We start from the raw sequence: 14,975 nt of genomic DNA, 5'->3' as shown, positions 1-14,975 counted from the left end.
GGTGCCCACCTCGGTTCTCGTGGTCGACGACTCGGCGCTGATGCGCCGGGCCTTGAAGGGCATGCTCACCGACGCCGGCGACTTCGACGTGCACACCGCCCGCAACGGGGTGGACGCGCTGGAGCAGCTGGACCGGGTCCATCCGGACGTGGTGACGCTGGACGTGAACATGCCGGAGATGGACGGGCTGACGTGCCTGGCCAAGATCATGGAGCAGCGGCCCACCCCGGTCGTGATGGTCTCCTCGCTGACCGAGCACAACGCGCTGGTCACCCTGGAGGCGCTGGAGCTGGGCGCGATCGACTACGTGCCCAAGCCGGGCGGCACCGTGTCGCTCAACATCGACGAGGTGTCCACCGAGCTGGTCCGTAAGGTCCGGGGCGCGGCGAGGGCGAAGGTGAAGCGGGCCGGCGGCCTGAGCGCGCGGATCCGGGCGCACAGCGAGCGCGCCGCCGCAGCGCCGCCGCGCCGCAAGCCGGGTGCGGTGGGCACGGTCGACCTGGTGCTGATCGGCTCCTCCACCGGTGGCCCGGCGCTGCTCTCCGAGCTGCTTCCGCAGCTGCCGGCCACGCTGGGCGCCCCGGTGGTGCTGGCCCAGCACATCCCGGCGTCGTTCACCGGTCCGCTGGCCCGCCGGCTGGACGAGGAGTGCCAGCTGCGGGTGCACGAGGTGGACCGGATCATGACGGTCCGGCCGGGCAACATCTACATCGGCCGCGGCGCCGCCGACGTGGTGGTGGCCCGGCGCAGCGACGGCCTGATCGTGAAGAGCGTGCCGGCCGCCGAGGAGTACCGCTGGCATCCCAGCGTGGACCGGATGGTGGCCTCGGCCAGTCGTTACCTGGACCCGGCTCGGCTGGTCTGTGTGCTGCTGACCGGGATGGGCGACGACGGCGCCAAGGAGATGGCCGCGGTCAAGGCGGCCGGGGGCCGGACCATCGCCGAATCCGAGGAGACCGCGGTGGTCTGGGGCATGCCGGGCGAGCTCGCCCGGCGAGGCGGGGCGACCGAGGTGCTGCCCGCGTACGAGATCGCCGACCGGCTGGCCGACTGGGTGCGCTGAGAAGGGTTGATCATTATGGGACTGGTCCGGAAGCAGGCACCCGAACCTGAGTTGCCGCAGGTTCTCGACACCGACGAGCTGGTCCGCCGGCTCGACGACCCGGATCCGGAGCTGCGCCGGGAGGCCGCGCTGGAGCTGGCCGGGAAACCGGAGGCGGTGCCCGAGCTGCTGGCCCGGGTCGGGCTGGAGACCGAGCCGCGGGTCCGCGACGCGGTGCTCACCACGCTGGCCGGGCACGACTCCGAGGCGGTCGCGGCCGGGCTCGCGGTGCACCTGGCCAGCGACGAGGCCGGGCTGCGGACCGCGGTGGCGGAGGCGCTGGCGAGCATGCCGGTCTCCACACCGGCGCTGCTGCCCAGCCTGCTCGCGGCGCCGGACCACGACGTCCGGGTGATGACCGCCATGGTGCTGGCCGACCTGCCGCACCCGGAGGCGAAGTCCTGGCTGGTCCAGATGATCGCCGAGGATCCGCATCCGAACGTGGTGACCGCGGCGATCGACGCGCTGCTGCCGGCCGCCTCGGCCGAGCACATCGGAGTCCTGGAGGCGGCCGTGCTCCGGTTCCCGGACGACCCGTTCCTGGCCTTCACGGTCCGCGCGGCGCTGCCCCGACTCACCGGTACGGCGTGATGGCCGGCGCGACCACGAGCGGCGCCCTGTCCGACGCCGACTTCGACCGATTCGTCGAGTACTTCTACAAGCGGACCGGCATCCACTTCAGCTCCGGCAAGCGCTACTTCGTCGACAAGCGGATCGAGACCTGCGTCCGCAACTCCCGGTACGACACGTTCGCCAGCTGGTTCGCCGCGCTCCGGATGAACGACAAGGACATGCTGCAGGAGCTGATCAACCAGCTCACCGTGAACGAGACGTACTTCCTGCGTGAGGACTACCAGTTCGACGCGATGCTCAGCACGGTCCTGCCGAACGTGCTCGCGGCCCGCGGCGGAGTGAACCGGATCGTCGGCCCCGTCAAGATTCTCTCGTTGCCCTGCTCGACCGGCGAGGAGCCGTACTCGATCGCGCTGCGCCTGCTCGAGGAGTGGGAGCACATCGACCACGTGGACGTGGAGATCCACGGGGCCGACATCGACAGCGACGTGCTGGCCAAGGCGGCGCACGCCAGTTACGGCGAGCGGTCCCTGCAACGGGTGCCGAAGGCCTGGGTGAACAAGTACTTCGCCCCGGTCGGCGCCGGCCGCTACCAGGTCGACGAGGGCATCCGCAGCGCGGTGACGCTGCACCGGATGAACGTCTGTGACACCGCCGAGATGCGCCGGTTCCGGGATTTCGACGTGATCTTCTGCCGCAACGTGCTGATCTACTTCGACGAGCTGTCCAGCCGCCGGGCCGCCGAGAACCTCTACGGCGCGCTCCGCCCGGGCGGTTACCTCTTCCTCGGGCACTCGGAGTCGATGAGCCGGATCTCGCCGATCTTCACGCCGACCCGCCTGCCGGAGGGCATCGTCTACCAGCGACCGACCGGAGCGAAGTGATGACCCGGGTTTTAGTAGTCGACGACGCCGCGACCGTGCGGCTCTACCACACCAGCCTGCTCCGGGAGGCCGGGTTCGAGGTGGCCGAGGCGGCGAACGGCCTGGAGGCCGTGGAGGCCGCGATGACCACGCCCTTCGACCTGTTCGTGGTGGACGTCAACATGCCCAAGATGAACGGCTACGCCTGCGTGGAGACGCTGCGCTCGGAGACGGTCGGGACGGCCGCCCCGGTGCTGATGATCAGCACCGAGGACCGGCCCGGCGACGCGGACCGGGCCTACCAGGCCGGAGCCAACCTCTACCTGGTCAAACCGGTCGCCGCCGAGCGGCTGGTCCGGGTCGCCACCATGCTCACCACCGGGAAGGACCCGGCGGCATGAACCCTCTGCTCGCCCAGTTCCTCGCCGAGGCGAACGACCTGCTCGCCTCGGTCGACGACGGTCTGCTGGAGCTGGAGCGCCACCCCGGCGATCCGGAGCTGGTCAACGAGGTGTTCCGGGCCGCGCACACGTTCAAGGGCTCGTCCGGGCTCTTCGACTTCCCGGAGCTGACCCGGCTCACGCACGCCGCCGAGGACCTGCTGGACGCGGTCCGCGGCGGCCGGCTGGCGCTCGACTCCGGGATGACCGACGACCTGCTCGCCTCGTTCGACCTGATCCGCGGCTGGCTCGCGCACGTCACCGCGCACGAGCGGCTGCCGGCCACGGCCGGCCAGGACGCCGCCGGGTTGATCACCAAGCTGCGGGCCCCGCTCGGCGGCGGCGCCGAGCCGGCCGCCGCCGATCAGGAGAGCCAGGCTTCGGTACGCCGGATCGACCCACCGCCGCAGTGGCTGGCGCACCTGGGCACCGAATGGCTGATCGAGACCGCCGGGTGGCTCGCCACCACCTCGTCCACCCTGCGTTTCGTGCGGTACCTGCCGGACCAGGACTGCTTCTTCCGGGCCGAGGACCCGCTGCACCTGGTCCGCCAGGTGCCCGGCCTGGACCGGCTGGCGGTGATCCCGCCGGACGAGTGGCCGGCCCCGGACCAGTACGACGAGTACGTCTGCCTGCTCAGCTTCGTGATCGCCACCCGGGCCGCGGTCGGCGAGCTGGACTACCTGTTCCGCTACGTCCCGGACCAGATCAGCGTGGTCGAGCTGGACGCCGCCGCGATTCACCGGCACCTGGAGGGCGAGGACGAGACCGAGGTCCCGGTCGCCACCCCGGCGCCCCGCCCGGACGCCCTGCACGTGGACCCGGCGCTGGCCGCCGACGCGCAGGCCGTGCTCGCCGCCGCGCACCGCACCCTGGCCGTCGGCGAGCCGGTCGGCACCCAGCTGGCCGCGCTGACCGCCTCGGTCACCGCCGCCGCCCTGGCCCTCGGCGTGCCGCTCGACCTGACCGGCGCCGACCAGGAGGCGGTGAACGCGGCGATCGAGGGCGTGCTCGGCCGGGCCCCGGTAGAACCGGCCGCCGAGCCGCCGGCCGTCGACCACCCGGTGGTGGCGGCGCTGGCCGCCCCGCCCGCGCCGGTGCCGGCCGCCGAGCCGGCCGGCCGGGCTGACGACCCGGGCGGCCAGGTCGGCACCCGGGTGCTCAAGGTCGACCAGGAGAAGGTGGACCGGCTGATGGAGCTGGTCGGCGAGCTGAACGTGGCCAAGAACGGGCTGACCTTCCTGGCCGCCGCGGCCGAGGAGGAGTTCGGCAGCCGGGCGCTCAGCCGCCGGATCAAGGATCAGTACGCCGGCCTGCACCGGATCGCCGAGGAACTGCAGGCGGCCGTGATGGACGTCCGGATGCTGCCGCTCTCGGTCGCCTTCGGCCGGTTCCCGCGGCTGGTCCGGGACCTGAGCCGGCGACTCGGCAAGACCATCGAGCTGGTCACCGAGGGCGAGGACACGATGGCCGACAAGGACGTCATCGAGGCGCTCGGCGACCCGCTGGTGCACCTGGTGCGCAACAGCCTGGACCACGGCATCGAGACCTCCGAGGAGCGGATCGCCGCCGGCAAGACGCCGGCCGCGCGACTCACCCTGGCGGCGGTGGCCGACGGGGACGCGGTGCTGGTCGAGGTCTCCGACGACGGGCGCGGGGTGGACCCGGTGCGGGTCAAGCGGAAGGCGTACGAAAAAGGCTTGATCTCCGAGGAGGAGCTGGAGTCGCTCAGCGACAGCGACGCGGTCGATCTGGTCTTCCGCCCCGGCTTCTCGACCGCCGACCAGATCTCCGACCTGTCCGGCCGCGGCGTCGGCATGGACGCGGTCCGGGCCAGCGTGGAGAAGCTCGGCGGCAGCGTCACGATGCGCTCCGAACTGGGCAGCGGCACGGTCACCCGGCTGCGGCTGCCGCTCTCCATGGCGGTCACCCAGGTGATGGTGGTCAGCGTGGCCGGGCAGCGGTTCGGCGTCCCGGTCGACCTGGTGGTGGAGACGGTCCGGGTGCCGGCCGCCGAGATGGGCCGGGTGCTGCACCAGGACGTGGTGGTGATGCGCGGCGAGGTGGTGCCGGTGATCGACCTGGCCCGGGCGCTGGAGATGCCCTGGTCGCCGGAGCCGGACCGGGACCTCGCGGTGCTCGTCGCGTCGGTCAACGGGCAGCGGATCGGCCTGCTGGTCGAGCAGTTCCACCGCGAGGTCGACGTGATCCTCAAACCGATGGAGGGGCTGCTCGCCTACGCCGCGGAGTTCTCCGGCACCGCGCTGCTCGGCGACGGCCTGGTGCTGCTGGTGCTGAACCTGAAGGAGGTGCTCGGCCTTGCCGCTCGAGTTGCGTGACGAGAGCATGTCGCTGGTCGGCGTGGTCACCGTCGACGAGGTGGAGCAGATGGTCGGCTGGCTCCGCACCTGTCAGCGGCCCAAGGTCAGCCTGCGCAGATGCAACCATCTGCACACCGGCGCACTCCAGGCCATGCTGCTTTTCCGGCCGAAGATTACCTCGGCACCGAAAGACGCCTTCCTGGCGTCGCAGGTGCTGCCGCTGCTCACCGGGAGCAGCGGAGACACCGGCCGACAGGGGACCGAACCACCATGACCACCGTGATGCTCGTCGACGACTCCGCCACCATGCTGATGAGCCTGAAGTCCATCCTCACCAAGGCCGGCTACGCGGTGGAGACCGCCGGGCACGGCAAGGAGGCGCTGGACAAGCTCAGCAAGGGCGTCAAGCCCAACCTGATCATCAGCGACGTCAACATGCCGCAGATGGATGGGATCACCTTCGCACGTGAGGCTCGCAAGGCACCGGGTATGCGGTTCACGCCGATCCTGATGCTGACCACCGAGTCGGAGCAGTCCAAGCGGGCCGAGGCGAAGAGCGCCGGAGCCACCGGCTGGCTGGTCAAGCCGGTCGGACCGGACCAGCTGCTCGGTGTGATCAAGCAGGTGCTGCCCGGGGCCTGACGGCTCGATCTTCTCGCATCGGAGGTATCGGATGCCCAGCCTTCTCCGCAGGCTCTCGCTCACCCCGGAACCACCGGCGGAGCAGGGCGTCCGGGGGGACTTCGTGGCCGAGGCCCTGGAGCCGATCCCGGCGTACTGCGACGTCATCGACGGCCACGTCAACGACGTCATCGCCCTGACCGGGGAAGCGGCGCAGTCGATCGTCGAGCAGATGGTGAAGGTCGACTCGCTCGCGGAGGTGATGGCCGGCGACGTGTCTCAGCTCGCCGGCACGCTCAGCCGCACCGAGCGGGAGCTCGGCCAGGTCAGCTCGTCGAACGACCAGCTGGTCGGGCGGCTGATCTCGTACTTCCTCTACCGGGACCACCAGATCCGGGTGCTGGTCGACGAGATGCGCGAGCTCAACCAGCACGTCAAGCAGATCGAAGAGGTGAGCCGGGCGACCAACATCCTGGCTCTGAACGCGATGATCGAGGCGGTCCGGGCCGGCGACGCCGGCGAGGGCTTCTCGGTCGTCGCCGACGAGGTGCGCAAGCTCGCGCACCGCTCGGCGGAGGCGGCGCACGGCATCGGCAGCAGCATCGGCGACCTGACCGCCAAGCTCGACTCGGTGCTCTCCGACGACACCCAGTTCGACCGGGACCAGGAGATCCCGGAGACGAACGAGGAGACCGCGATGACCCGCCGGCTGGGCGGCATCGCGAACGCCCAGCGGGAGATGTCGGAGATGGTCAGCGGCATCCTGCGGGACACCGTCGAGGCGGCCCGGCAGGTGCAGCGCAGCTCCGACGAACTGGTCGCGGAGACCACCGGAGCGGTCGGACATGTCCAGTTCCAGGACATCAGCCGCCAGATGTTGGAACATGTGGCTGAAGCCGTCGCCGACGTGAGCCGTCAGGCGACGGCGGTCGCCGGGTACGCCCGCGGCGAACGCAGCGCCGAGGAGATCCGGGACGAGGCCATCAACGTCGAGGACCTGCGAGCGAAACACGTGATGGCCCGCCAGCGGTTCACCCACGCGGCGCAGACCGGCTCGGACGCCGAGGCCGCGAACGAACCGTTGATCGAGTTGTTCTGAGCAGGGGAGAGGGCACCGCGATGGCTCGCATGGAGGACTACGGCCAGGACCGGCCGACCGAGCAAGACGCGGTCAAGGCCTTCGCCGAGCTGCTCGGCCCGAAGGTCGCCGAGGGGCTGTGGGGCCTCGCCGTGCTGTCCCTCGGGTTGCAGCGGCCGGTGAGCGACCCGGCCGACCTGCGCCGGGTGGCCGAGCACATGATGGAGGTCGGCGAGCTGAGCCGGGTGGCCGGCCGGTCGCTGAAGGTCCGGCTGATCACGTACGAGGCGCTGGCCCGGACGGTCCAGTCGTGAGGCTGCCGCAATATCCGCAGCTGCACGACCCGGCCCGGCTGCGTGAGGTGGCCCGGCTCGGCCTGGACCGGGAGAGCCGCCGGGAGTACCTGGCCGGCATGGTCGAGGAGGTGGCCGACCGGATCGGCACGCCGTTCGCGGTGCTGGACACGCTGCTCGACGACGCCCAGGTGTTCCTGGCCGGGACCGGTCCGATCCCGGCCTGGATCGGCGAGGTGGGCGGCACCCCGATCGAGTGGGCGTTCTGCACCCGGCTGATGCCCGACGGCCGGCCGCTGTTCATCCCGGACACCACCGTGGACCCGGAGCACCGGGTGAACCCCCTGGTGACGGTCGAGGGGGTCCGGTCGTACATCGGCGCGCCGCTGATCTCGTCGAACGGCCACGTGCTGGGCGGCCTGTGCGCCCTGGACGTCCAGCCCCGGCAGTTCGCCGACGCCGACCTCGCCTATCTGGCGCGGATGGCGGGCGAGACGGTCCGCCGGATCGAGGAGCACGCCGAACCGGCATCATGACCTCATGACTTTCTCCCTGCCCATTCCCGCCGAGGCGAACGCGCTGCTGGACCGCGACCCGCTCGCGGTCCTGCTGGGCCTGGTCCTGGACCAGCAGATCACCATGGAGAAGGCGTTCACCTCACCGCTCGTGCTGGCCCAGCGGCTGGGACACGAGCCGACCGCGACCGAGCTGGCCGACTTCGACCCGGAGGCGTTGCTGGAGATCTTCGCCACCCCGCCCGCGCTGCACCGCTTCCCGAAAGCGATGGCGACCCGGGTCCAGGAGGTCTGCCGGGTGATCGCCGATCAGTACGACGGCGACGTCGCGGCGCTCTGGCGGGACGTGCCGACCGGCGCCGAGCTGTACCGGAGGATCTTCGCGCTGCCCGGCTTCGGCAAGCAGAAGGCACAGATCTACGTGGCGCTGCTCGGCAAGCAGGCCGGGGTGGCTCCGGCCGGGTGGCGGGAGGCCGCCGGCGGCTACGGCGAGGCCGGCGCGTACCGGTCGGTCGCGGACATCGTCGACGACGAGTCGCTGGCCAAGGTCCGGGAGTACAAGAAGGCCGTGAAGGCGGCGGCGAAAGCCGCGAAAGCGTAGTCCGGTTGGGCATCGCGGCCGGACCGGTGCGAGGATGGCGGGGTCGGACGGAGACCCCCGTGAAGAAGCAGCCCTCAGTGCTGATCACCGATGCCGCACGCAGCCCCGGCGACCAGCTCCGCAGCCGCGAGATCCGCTACGTCGCGATGATGAGCGCCCGGGTCGGGTGCCTCATCCTCGGCGGCGTCCTGATCAGCGCGCGGGTGCCGTTGCTACCGCTCTGGCTGGTCCTGTGCGCGGCCGGGATGGTCTTCCTGCCCTGGGCCGCGGTGCTGATCGCGAACGACCGGGCGCCGAAGACGAAGGCGGAGCGGGCGGCGGACGCGGCGGCCCGGGAGCGGCATCAGATGGCGCTCAGCGACGCGGCGCCGATCCCGGAGCCGGTCACGATCGACGCGGAGATCGTCGATCCCGGGGAAACCGACAAAAAGCCTTAAAGCCTTCATTTACGCAGGTCCGCTGGGGTGCGGATCGCATGCTCCCGGCACCCCTCTGTCAAGGGGTTGGTGTGAGGGGTGTTTTAGGGTGGTGGTTGGCGGGTCCGGGTTGTGACTTTTCCGAAGTGTCGATCTTGGGGTTTGGGTCGGCCGCGCTGGAGTTCAGAGTCGCCCCCGTGTGTCCTCCCGGACCCGTCGCTGTCTGTTGTGCCGTGTGGTCGTCTTTGATCATTTGGCGGTAGACGGTGTCGGACAGGCGTCGTTTCAACGCTCGCATGGCTTCCATCGCGGTTTTGCCTTCGGCGCGTTTGCGCTGGTAGTAGGCGCGGCCGGGGGTGTCGAAGCGGAGCTGGGTGATGGCCATGATGTGCAGGACCCGGTTGATGCGCCGGTTCCCGGCCCGGTTGAGCCGGTGATGATGGTTGTCGCCGGAGGACACGTCGATGGGGGCGGTGCCGTTCCAGGTGGCGAAGTGCCCGCGGGTCGGGAAGCGGCTGATGTCGCCGATGTCGCCGAGCAGGCGGGCGGCGCCGGAGGGGCCGATGCCGTTGAGGCTGGTCAGCTGGGTGCCGGTGGCGGCCAGCACGGTCTTCAGCTGCCGGTTGGCTGCTTTGATCTTGGTGTCCAGGGTGGTGAGCTCGTCGGCCAGGTCGCCGGCCAGCTGATAGCGGGTGGCGGTGACGATGTCGCCGGCCGGGACGCTGACGCGTTCGAGCAGGGTGCGGGCCTGGTCGGTGGTCAGGTTCTTCTTCGCGCCGCCGGGGATCAGTTCGAGCAGTAGCTGGTGCAGCCGGTTGATGGTCTCGGTGCGGGTGGCGCCGAGCTGGTCGCGGCGGTCGGCCAGCAGCCGCAGCGCGACGGTGGCGCCGTCGGCGTGAACGCGGCGCAGGCCCGGGGTGCGCAGGGCGGTCACCGCGATGTGGTGCGCGTCGTGACCGTCGGTTTTACGGCCGTGCCCGGTGTCAAAGTTGCGGGCTTTCGCGGCGAGTTTCGCCGGGACGTCCAGCACGGTTTCGCCGTCGGCGACCAGCCGCTGGGCCAGGTGCCGGCCGATGCCGTTACAGCCCTCGACCGCCCACACCCGGCCGGCGTGACGGCGGCCGGCGGCGAGCATCTGCTGGTAGCCACCGGTGTCGGTGCCGTACCTGCCACGGGCCAGCACCTGTTCACGCTCGTTGATGATCTCGATCGTCGCGGACCGCTTGTGCGGATCGACTCCAATGATCAGCTGACCCATGTACCCGTTGACCTTCCCGTCGTCGCGGCAGAACCACACCAGCGGGAGGGCAACGCTACTTACAGCTGGGCAAACCCCTCTTCAGCCACTCCGCGCCACGGTGACCGGCAGGGTCCAAGCCGGGAGAGAGCCACACCCCGCCATATGAGTGGGCAGCGCGGGCCTGAGCACCCTACCGATCACCTCGACCAAGCCTGGCCGGGCCGCGGTCGTACACCAAATTCTCTTTAAGTAGCGCGGGCCGGGTGCGGAGATCTGGCCGCTGCGCGTCCAGAGCGATCTCCGCACCCTGCACTGTCCGCGGGTGGTTCCGGAAACCGCGGGCGGTTCCGTGGCTCCGGAATCGCAGTGACCCCGTCGGCTGCCTCGCCGAGTCGCGGCCCGGCCCCGTCGGCTGGACCCCGCCCGCTCGCCGCGTCAAGACGCCGGCCGGGCCCGTCGGCTGGACCCCGGCCGGCCGCCGCGTCAAGACGCCGGCCGGGCGCCCAGGAGCTGGACCGCTGCCGCGCCGAGGGTGGCGCCCGCGGCCAGCGCCGTGCCGGGCGGGTCGCCGGCCAGCCAGGACCTCAGCAGGCCGGCGGCGAAGGCGTCGCCCGCGCCGGTCGGGTCCGTCATCGGCACCGGGACGCCCGGAGCGGACCACGACCCGCCGCCCCGGCTCGCCCAGACGGCTCCGCCGGCGCCCCGCTTCACCACGGCGTGCTGAACGACATCGGTCAGGCGCGCCGCCTGGGTCGCCGGATCGCCGGGCCCGGCCAGCACGTCCGCCTCGTCCGCGTTGCACGACAGCAGGTCGATACCGCGTACCCAAGCCAGGAAGACCTCGGGCCCGGCGGCGCGCAACGGGGCAGCGGACGCCGCGTCGACGCTCACCGTGAGTCCGTGGTCCCGCGCCGCGGCCAGGGCCGCCAGGCCCGCCGGACGGGACCCGGCGTGCAGCAGCGGATAGCCGGAGAGGTGCAGGTGGCTGCCGGGCGGCGCGGCCGCGATCGCCCTGGTCACGTGCGCCGGGTCGAGCAGCAGGCAGGCGCCGCGATCGGTGATCATCGTGCGCTCGCCGGCGCCGGTCAGCACCACCACGCTGCCGGTCGCCGCGCCCGGCCGGACCTCGATCGCGTCGCCCACCCCGGCGGCGGCCAGCTCGGCCACCCGGTCCCGGCCGGCCCGGTCGTCGCCGACCGCGGCGACCAGGGTGACCGGCTGCCCGGCGGAGGCCAGCCAGGCGGCCGTGTTGGCCGCCTGACCGCCGCCGCTGACCCGGATCGCGGCCGCGGTGTCCGAACCCGGCTGGATCGGCCCGTCGTGCTCCACCAGCACGTCGGTGACCAGGTCCCCGACGACGATCACCAGGCCCGTCGTGGTCCGGCCCGGCTCGGCCCGGCCCGTCGTGCTCCGGGCCGTCTCGGCCCGGCCTGTCGTGATCGGGGCCGCCGTCTCGGCCCGGCCCGTCTCCGGTCGGCGCATCGGTCAGGCCGGGACCGAGAAGCCCACCGGGGCGGCCGTGCCGCTGCTCTCGGCCACCGCGATCCGGGCGGCCAGGGCGGCGTTGCGCAGGATGATCCGGACGTTGGTGGCCAGGCTCTGCCCCTCGGTGCTGGCGTGGAAGTGCGCCAGCAGGAACGGGGTGACCGCCTTGCCGGTGACGCCCTGCTCGGCCAGCAGCGCCAGCCCGGTGGCCAGCGTGCGGTCGTGCAGCGCCGGGTCCAGCTGCTCGTCGGTGGGCAGCGGGTTGGCCAGCACCAGCGCGCCGTCGCTGACCTGCTGGTCGCGCCGGGCCCGGATGAAGTCGGCCACCTGCTCCGGCGAGTCCAGCTGCCAGTCCACGTCGAAGCCGCCGTCGGTGATGAAGAAGCCGGGGAAGCGGCGGGTGCCGTAACCGGCCACCGACACGCCCAGCGTCTCCAGCCGCTCCAGGGTGGCGCCCACGTCGAGGATCGACTTGACCCCGGCGCAGACCACCACGATCGGGGTGCGGGCCAGCGCGGTCAGGTCGGCCGACTCGTCGAAGGTGAGGTTCGCCTCCCGGTGCACCCCGCCCAGGCCGCCGGTGGCGAACACGCCGATCCCAGCCGCGGCGGCGACCGCGCTGGTGGCGGCGACCGTGGTGGCCCCGTCGGCCCGCTGGGCGGCGGCGATCGCCAGGTCCCGGACGGAGAGCTTGGCCACGTCGCCGGCGAGCGCCAGGTGCTCGATCTGGGCGTCGTCCAGCCCGGCGATCAGCTCCCCGCCGATCATGCCGATGGTGGCCGGCACCGCGCCGTTGTCCCGGACGGTCTGCTCGATCTCGCGGGCCACCCGGAGGTTGTCCGGGTGCGGCAGCCCGTGCGAGATGATCGTGCTCTCCAGGGCCACCACCGGCCGGCCGTCCCGGCGCGCACGGGTCACGTGGTCGCCGTAGCGAATAGCGAAGTCAGTCACGTCGCCAACGGTACGGCCCGGGCCTGCTGCGTTGTCGTTGGACCGACCAGGCGTGAGGTGTCAGACTTGTCCGCTGGAGCTTTTCCTCCACCGACTTAGTGATCTTGCGAAAGGCTGATACCTGTGAGCACCCAGATCCTCGAGCGTCCGGAGACCAAGGACGCCGATACCGGTCCGGAGATGTTCCACTACGTGCGCAAGGAGAAGATCGCGGAGAGTGCCGTGATGGGCACCTACGTGATCGCGCTGTGCGGGGAGACCTTCCCGGTGACCAAATCGCCCAAACCGGGCTCGCCGGTCTGTCCCGCCTGCAAGGAGATCTACGAGGCGATGAAGGCCTGATCGCCTGATCGGGGCGGTGTTCGCCGCCGGCCCTCGCCGGTCGGCGTCACCCTGCTCACCGTGCTCGCGGTCGCCCGGCCGCACCGGGTGCGGCGTCCCGTGCTGGACGCCGCCGGTCGCCGGCGGCGGGGCGATTCTTGTCACCATTCCGCGGCGGCCCGGGCGCACCGGCCCGCTTCCGCTGGTCACCGCCGCGGCGCCGCTGACACGGGTGCCGCAGCCGGCGCCCGTCGCGGCGCCGTAACCCCCGGATCGGCCCGGTCCGCGGCTATGCTGATACCTCGCCTCCGCGACCTACGCCGCGGAGGTTTTTCCATGGATGAAGGGATCACCGGAGCTTGAGCCCGTCTCTGCCGAATCTGGAGATCTTCCCGCCCCTGCGGGCATGGCAGCGCAAGGCGATGGTGGAGTATCTCCGCCGCCGTTCCGAGGACTTCATGGCCGTGGCGACGCCCGGCGCCGGCAAGACCACGTTCGCCCTGCGGCTCGCCGCCGAGATGCTGGTGGACGGCACCGTGGAGGCGGTCACCGTGGTCTGCCCGACCGAGCACCTGAAGACGCAGTGGGCGCAGGCGGCGGCCCGGGTCGGGATCCAGCTCGACCACCGGTTCCGCAACTCGGAGATCCACTCGTCCCGCGACTTCCACGGGGCGGTGGTGACGTACGCGCAGGTCGGCATGGCGCCGCAGGTGCACAAGCGGCGCACGGTGACCCGGCGCACCCTGGTCATCCTGGACGAGATCCACCACGCCGGCGACTCGCGCAGCTGGGGCGACGGGGTCAAGGACGCGTTCGAGCCGGCCGAGCGGCGGCTGCTGCTCACCGGGACCCCGTTCCGCTCCGACGAGAACCCGATCCCCTTCGTGCAGTACGAGCGGGGCATGGACGGGATCCAGCGGTCCAAGGCCGACTCGGTCTACGGCTACGCCGACGCGCTCCGCGACCGGGTCGTCCGGCCGGTCATGTTCATGGCGTACTCCGGCGAGACCCGGTGGCGCACCAACGCCGGTGACGAGCTGGCCGCCCGGCTCGGCGAGCCGATGACCAAGGACCTGATCGCGCAGGCCTGGCGGACCGCGCTGGACCACCGCGGCGAGTGGATGCCGCAGGTGATGCAGGCCGCGCACAACCGGCTGCTGCGGGTCCGCGAGGGGATGCCGGACGCCGGCGGCCTGGTCATCGCCAGCGACCAGACGGCCGCCCGGGCGTACGCGAAACTGCTGCACGACCTGACCGGCGAGTCGCCCACCGTGGTCCTCTCCGACGACGACGGGGCCTCCGGGCGGATCGCCGAGTTCGCCGCCTCGGACAAGCACTGGATGGTCGCCGTCCGGATGGTGTCCGAGGGCGTCGACATCCCGCGGCTGGCCGTCGGCGTCTACGCCACCAGCGCCTCCACCCCGCTCTACTTCGCCCAGGCGATCGGCCGGTTCGTCCGGTCCCGGCAGCCCGGCGAGACCGCCACCGTCTTCCTGCCCAGCGTCCCGCATCTGCTCGGGCTGGCCAGCGAGATGGAGGCCGAGCGCAACCACGTGCTGGGCGCGCCCAAGGAGAAGGATGGGCTGGACGACGAGCTGCTGGAGCGGGCGCAGAAGTCCGAGGACGCGATCGGCGACCTGGAGAAACAGTTCGAGGCGTTGTCCGCGACCGCCGAGCTGCAGGAGGTCATCTACGACGGCACGTCGTTCGGCGTGCCGGCCCGGACCGGCACCGCCGAGGAGGCCGACTACCTGGGCCTGCCCGGCCTGCTCACCCCGGACGAGGTCACCATGCTGCTGAACAAGCGGCAGACCGAGCAGCTCGCCGTGCAGAAGAAACTGGAGCAGGAGGCGGCGCGCAACGCTCCCGAGCCGGCGCCCCGCGAGCCGGTCGTGCAAATGAGCGCCGGCGAGCGCCGGGCCACCCTGCGCCGCCAGCTGAACACCCTGGTCGCCGCCCACCACCACCGGACCAACCTGCCGCACGGCAAGATCCACGCGGAGCTGCGCCGGCTCTGCGGCGGCCCGCCGAGCGCGCAGGCCACCATCGAGCAGCTGGAAGAGCGGATCGCCACCATCCAGACGTTCTGAGTTTTCTTGCTCGGTCAGGTGGAGGGGCGGATCGCCACCATCCAGACCCGTTGCGCGGGTTTCCT

The 14,975-nt window shown here is 71.6% G+C and carries 17 protein-coding genes; 14 read left to right on the top strand and 3 right to left on the bottom strand.

The features are described 5' to 3' along the window. Window position 1 precedes the first annotated feature (1 nt). From cheB to BJY16_RS01490, 12 genes are read left to right on the top strand one after another with little or no spacing between them, the layout of a single operon-like run. Entirely contained in the window at window positions 2–1,063 is a 1,062-nt protein-coding gene (cheB, locus tag BJY16_RS01545) for a chemotaxis-specific protein-glutamate methyltransferase CheB (RefSeq protein ID WP_185037346.1), read from the top strand. A gap of 15 nt (window positions 1,064–1,078) precedes the next feature. Next, on the top strand, window positions 1,079–1,693 hold the full coding sequence (locus BJY16_RS01540; RefSeq protein ID WP_221501856.1) for a HEAT repeat domain-containing protein: 615 nt from the start codon (window positions 1,079–1,081) through the stop codon (window positions 1,691–1,693). Continuing rightward, the gene (locus BJY16_RS01535; RefSeq protein ID WP_185037345.1) at window positions 1,693–2,559 is read left to right on the top strand and encodes a CheR family methyltransferase; all 867 of its coding nucleotides are present in this window, start codon (window positions 1,693–1,695) and stop codon (window positions 2,557–2,559) included. Before BJY16_RS01540 ends, BJY16_RS01535 begins: the two co-directional genes overlap by 1 nt. Beyond that, window positions 2,559–2,939 (top strand): response regulator, encoded by a 381-nt coding sequence (locus tag BJY16_RS01530; RefSeq protein ID WP_185037344.1) that lies wholly within the window; start codon window positions 2,559–2,561, stop codon window positions 2,937–2,939. The genes BJY16_RS01535 and BJY16_RS01530 overlap by 1 nt, the downstream gene beginning before the upstream one ends. Continuing rightward, entirely contained in the window at window positions 2,936–5,317 is a 2,382-nt protein-coding gene (locus tag BJY16_RS01525; RefSeq protein ID WP_185037343.1) for a chemotaxis protein CheA, read from the top strand. Before BJY16_RS01530 ends, BJY16_RS01525 begins: the two co-directional genes overlap by 4 nt. After that, window positions 5,298–5,573, top strand: a complete 276-nt coding sequence (locus tag BJY16_RS01520) for a hypothetical protein (protein WP_185037342.1) — start codon at window positions 5,298–5,300, stop codon at window positions 5,571–5,573. Before BJY16_RS01525 ends, BJY16_RS01520 begins: the two co-directional genes overlap by 20 nt. Beyond that, the gene (locus BJY16_RS01515; RefSeq protein ID WP_185037341.1) at window positions 5,570–5,941 is read left to right on the top strand and encodes a response regulator; all 372 of its coding nucleotides are present in this window, start codon (window positions 5,570–5,572) and stop codon (window positions 5,939–5,941) included. Before BJY16_RS01520 ends, BJY16_RS01515 begins: the two co-directional genes overlap by 4 nt. A gap of 31 nt (window positions 5,942–5,972) precedes the next feature. Further along, window positions 5,973–7,019 carry a methyl-accepting chemotaxis protein gene (locus BJY16_RS01510; protein WP_185037340.1) on the top strand — a complete coding sequence of 349 codons (1,047 nt, stop codon included), beginning with the start codon at window positions 5,973–5,975 and terminating at the stop codon, window positions 7,017–7,019. Window positions 7,020–7,039: 20 nt separating this feature from the next. Beyond that, window positions 7,040–7,312, top strand: coding sequence for a hypothetical protein (locus BJY16_RS01505; protein ID WP_185037339.1), 273 nt, complete (start codon window positions 7,040–7,042; stop codon window positions 7,310–7,312). After that, on the top strand, window positions 7,309–7,827 hold the full coding sequence (locus tag BJY16_RS01500) for a GAF domain-containing protein (protein WP_185037338.1): 519 nt from the start codon (window positions 7,309–7,311) through the stop codon (window positions 7,825–7,827). Before BJY16_RS01505 ends, BJY16_RS01500 begins: the two co-directional genes overlap by 4 nt. Before the next feature lie 4 nt (window positions 7,828–7,831). Beyond that, window positions 7,832–8,407 (top strand): HhH-GPD-type base excision DNA repair protein, encoded by a 576-nt coding sequence (locus BJY16_RS01495; protein WP_185037337.1) that lies wholly within the window; start codon window positions 7,832–7,834, stop codon window positions 8,405–8,407. 59 nt (window positions 8,408–8,466) lie between these two features. Further along, window positions 8,467–8,844, top strand: coding sequence for a DUF3099 domain-containing protein (locus BJY16_RS01490; RefSeq protein ID WP_185037336.1), 378 nt, complete (start codon window positions 8,467–8,469; stop codon window positions 8,842–8,844). Window positions 8,845–8,902: 58 nt separating this feature from the next. Here BJY16_RS01490 and BJY16_RS01485 read toward each other — a convergent pair whose 3' ends face one another. The 3 genes from BJY16_RS01485 to BJY16_RS01475 form a co-directional block, all read right to left on the bottom strand. Further along, the gene (locus BJY16_RS01485; protein WP_311775284.1) at window positions 8,903–10,120 is read right to left on the bottom strand and encodes an IS110 family RNA-guided transposase; all 1,218 of its coding nucleotides are present in this window, start codon (window positions 10,118–10,120) and stop codon (window positions 8,903–8,905) included. Window positions 10,121–10,546: 426 nt separating this feature from the next. Beyond that, on the bottom strand, window positions 10,547–11,431 hold the full coding sequence (locus BJY16_RS01480; protein WP_239177696.1) for a carbohydrate kinase family protein: 885 nt from the start codon (window positions 11,429–11,431) through the stop codon (window positions 10,547–10,549). A 117-nt stretch (window positions 11,432–11,548) separates the two neighbouring features. Then, complete coding sequence (locus BJY16_RS01475) at window positions 11,549–12,499, bottom strand: pseudouridine-5'-phosphate glycosidase (RefSeq protein WP_185037334.1); 951 nt, start codon at window positions 12,497–12,499, stop codon at window positions 11,549–11,551. Between the two features lie 117 nt (window positions 12,500–12,616). Here BJY16_RS01475 and BJY16_RS01470 point away from each other — a divergent pair, with 117 nt between their 5' ends. Further along, window positions 12,617–12,841 carry a DUF3039 domain-containing protein gene (locus tag BJY16_RS01470; protein ID WP_185046214.1) on the top strand — a complete coding sequence of 75 codons (225 nt, stop codon included), beginning with the start codon at window positions 12,617–12,619 and terminating at the stop codon, window positions 12,839–12,841. Between the two features lie 338 nt (window positions 12,842–13,179). Further along, complete coding sequence (locus BJY16_RS01465; RefSeq protein ID WP_185037333.1) at window positions 13,180–14,910, top strand: DEAD/DEAH box helicase; 1,731 nt, start codon at window positions 13,180–13,182, stop codon at window positions 14,908–14,910. The last annotated feature ends 65 nt before the right edge of the window (window positions 14,911–14,975 follow it).

It is taken from the genome of Actinoplanes octamycinicus (genome assembly GCF_014205225.1).
GTDB classification, from domain to species: domain Bacteria; phylum Actinomycetota; class Actinomycetes; order Mycobacteriales; family Micromonosporaceae; genus Actinoplanes; species Actinoplanes octamycinicus.
The sequence above is the reverse complement of the archived record's forward strand: the minus strand, read 5'-3'. Positions and strand labels throughout refer to the sequence as shown.

What these genes read in the sequence shown, in the direction of transcription:
- BJY16_RS01540 (WP_221501856.1), top strand. Translation starts at nt 1,079, where the DNA reads ATGGGACTGGTCCGGAAGCAGGCACCCGAACCTGAGTTGCCGCAGGTT.
- BJY16_RS01535 (WP_185037345.1), top strand. Translation starts at nt 1,693, where the DNA reads ATGGCCGGCGCGACCACGAGCGGCGCCCTGTCCGACGCCGACTTCGAC.
- BJY16_RS01530 (WP_185037344.1), top strand. Translation starts at nt 2,559, where the DNA reads ATGACCCGGGTTTTAGTAGTCGACGACGCCGCGACCGTGCGGCTCTAC.
- BJY16_RS01525 (WP_185037343.1), top strand. Translation starts at nt 2,936, where the DNA reads ATGAACCCTCTGCTCGCCCAGTTCCTCGCCGAGGCGAACGACCTGCTC.
- BJY16_RS01515 (WP_185037341.1), top strand. Translation starts at nt 5,570, where the DNA reads ATGACCACCGTGATGCTCGTCGACGACTCCGCCACCATGCTGATGAGC.
- BJY16_RS01510 (WP_185037340.1), top strand. Translation starts at nt 5,973, where the DNA reads ATGCCCAGCCTTCTCCGCAGGCTCTCGCTCACCCCGGAACCACCGGCG.
- BJY16_RS01505 (WP_185037339.1), top strand. Translation starts at nt 7,040, where the DNA reads ATGGCTCGCATGGAGGACTACGGCCAGGACCGGCCGACCGAGCAAGAC.
- BJY16_RS01495 (WP_185037337.1), top strand. Translation starts at nt 7,832, where the DNA reads ATGACTTTCTCCCTGCCCATTCCCGCCGAGGCGAACGCGCTGCTGGAC.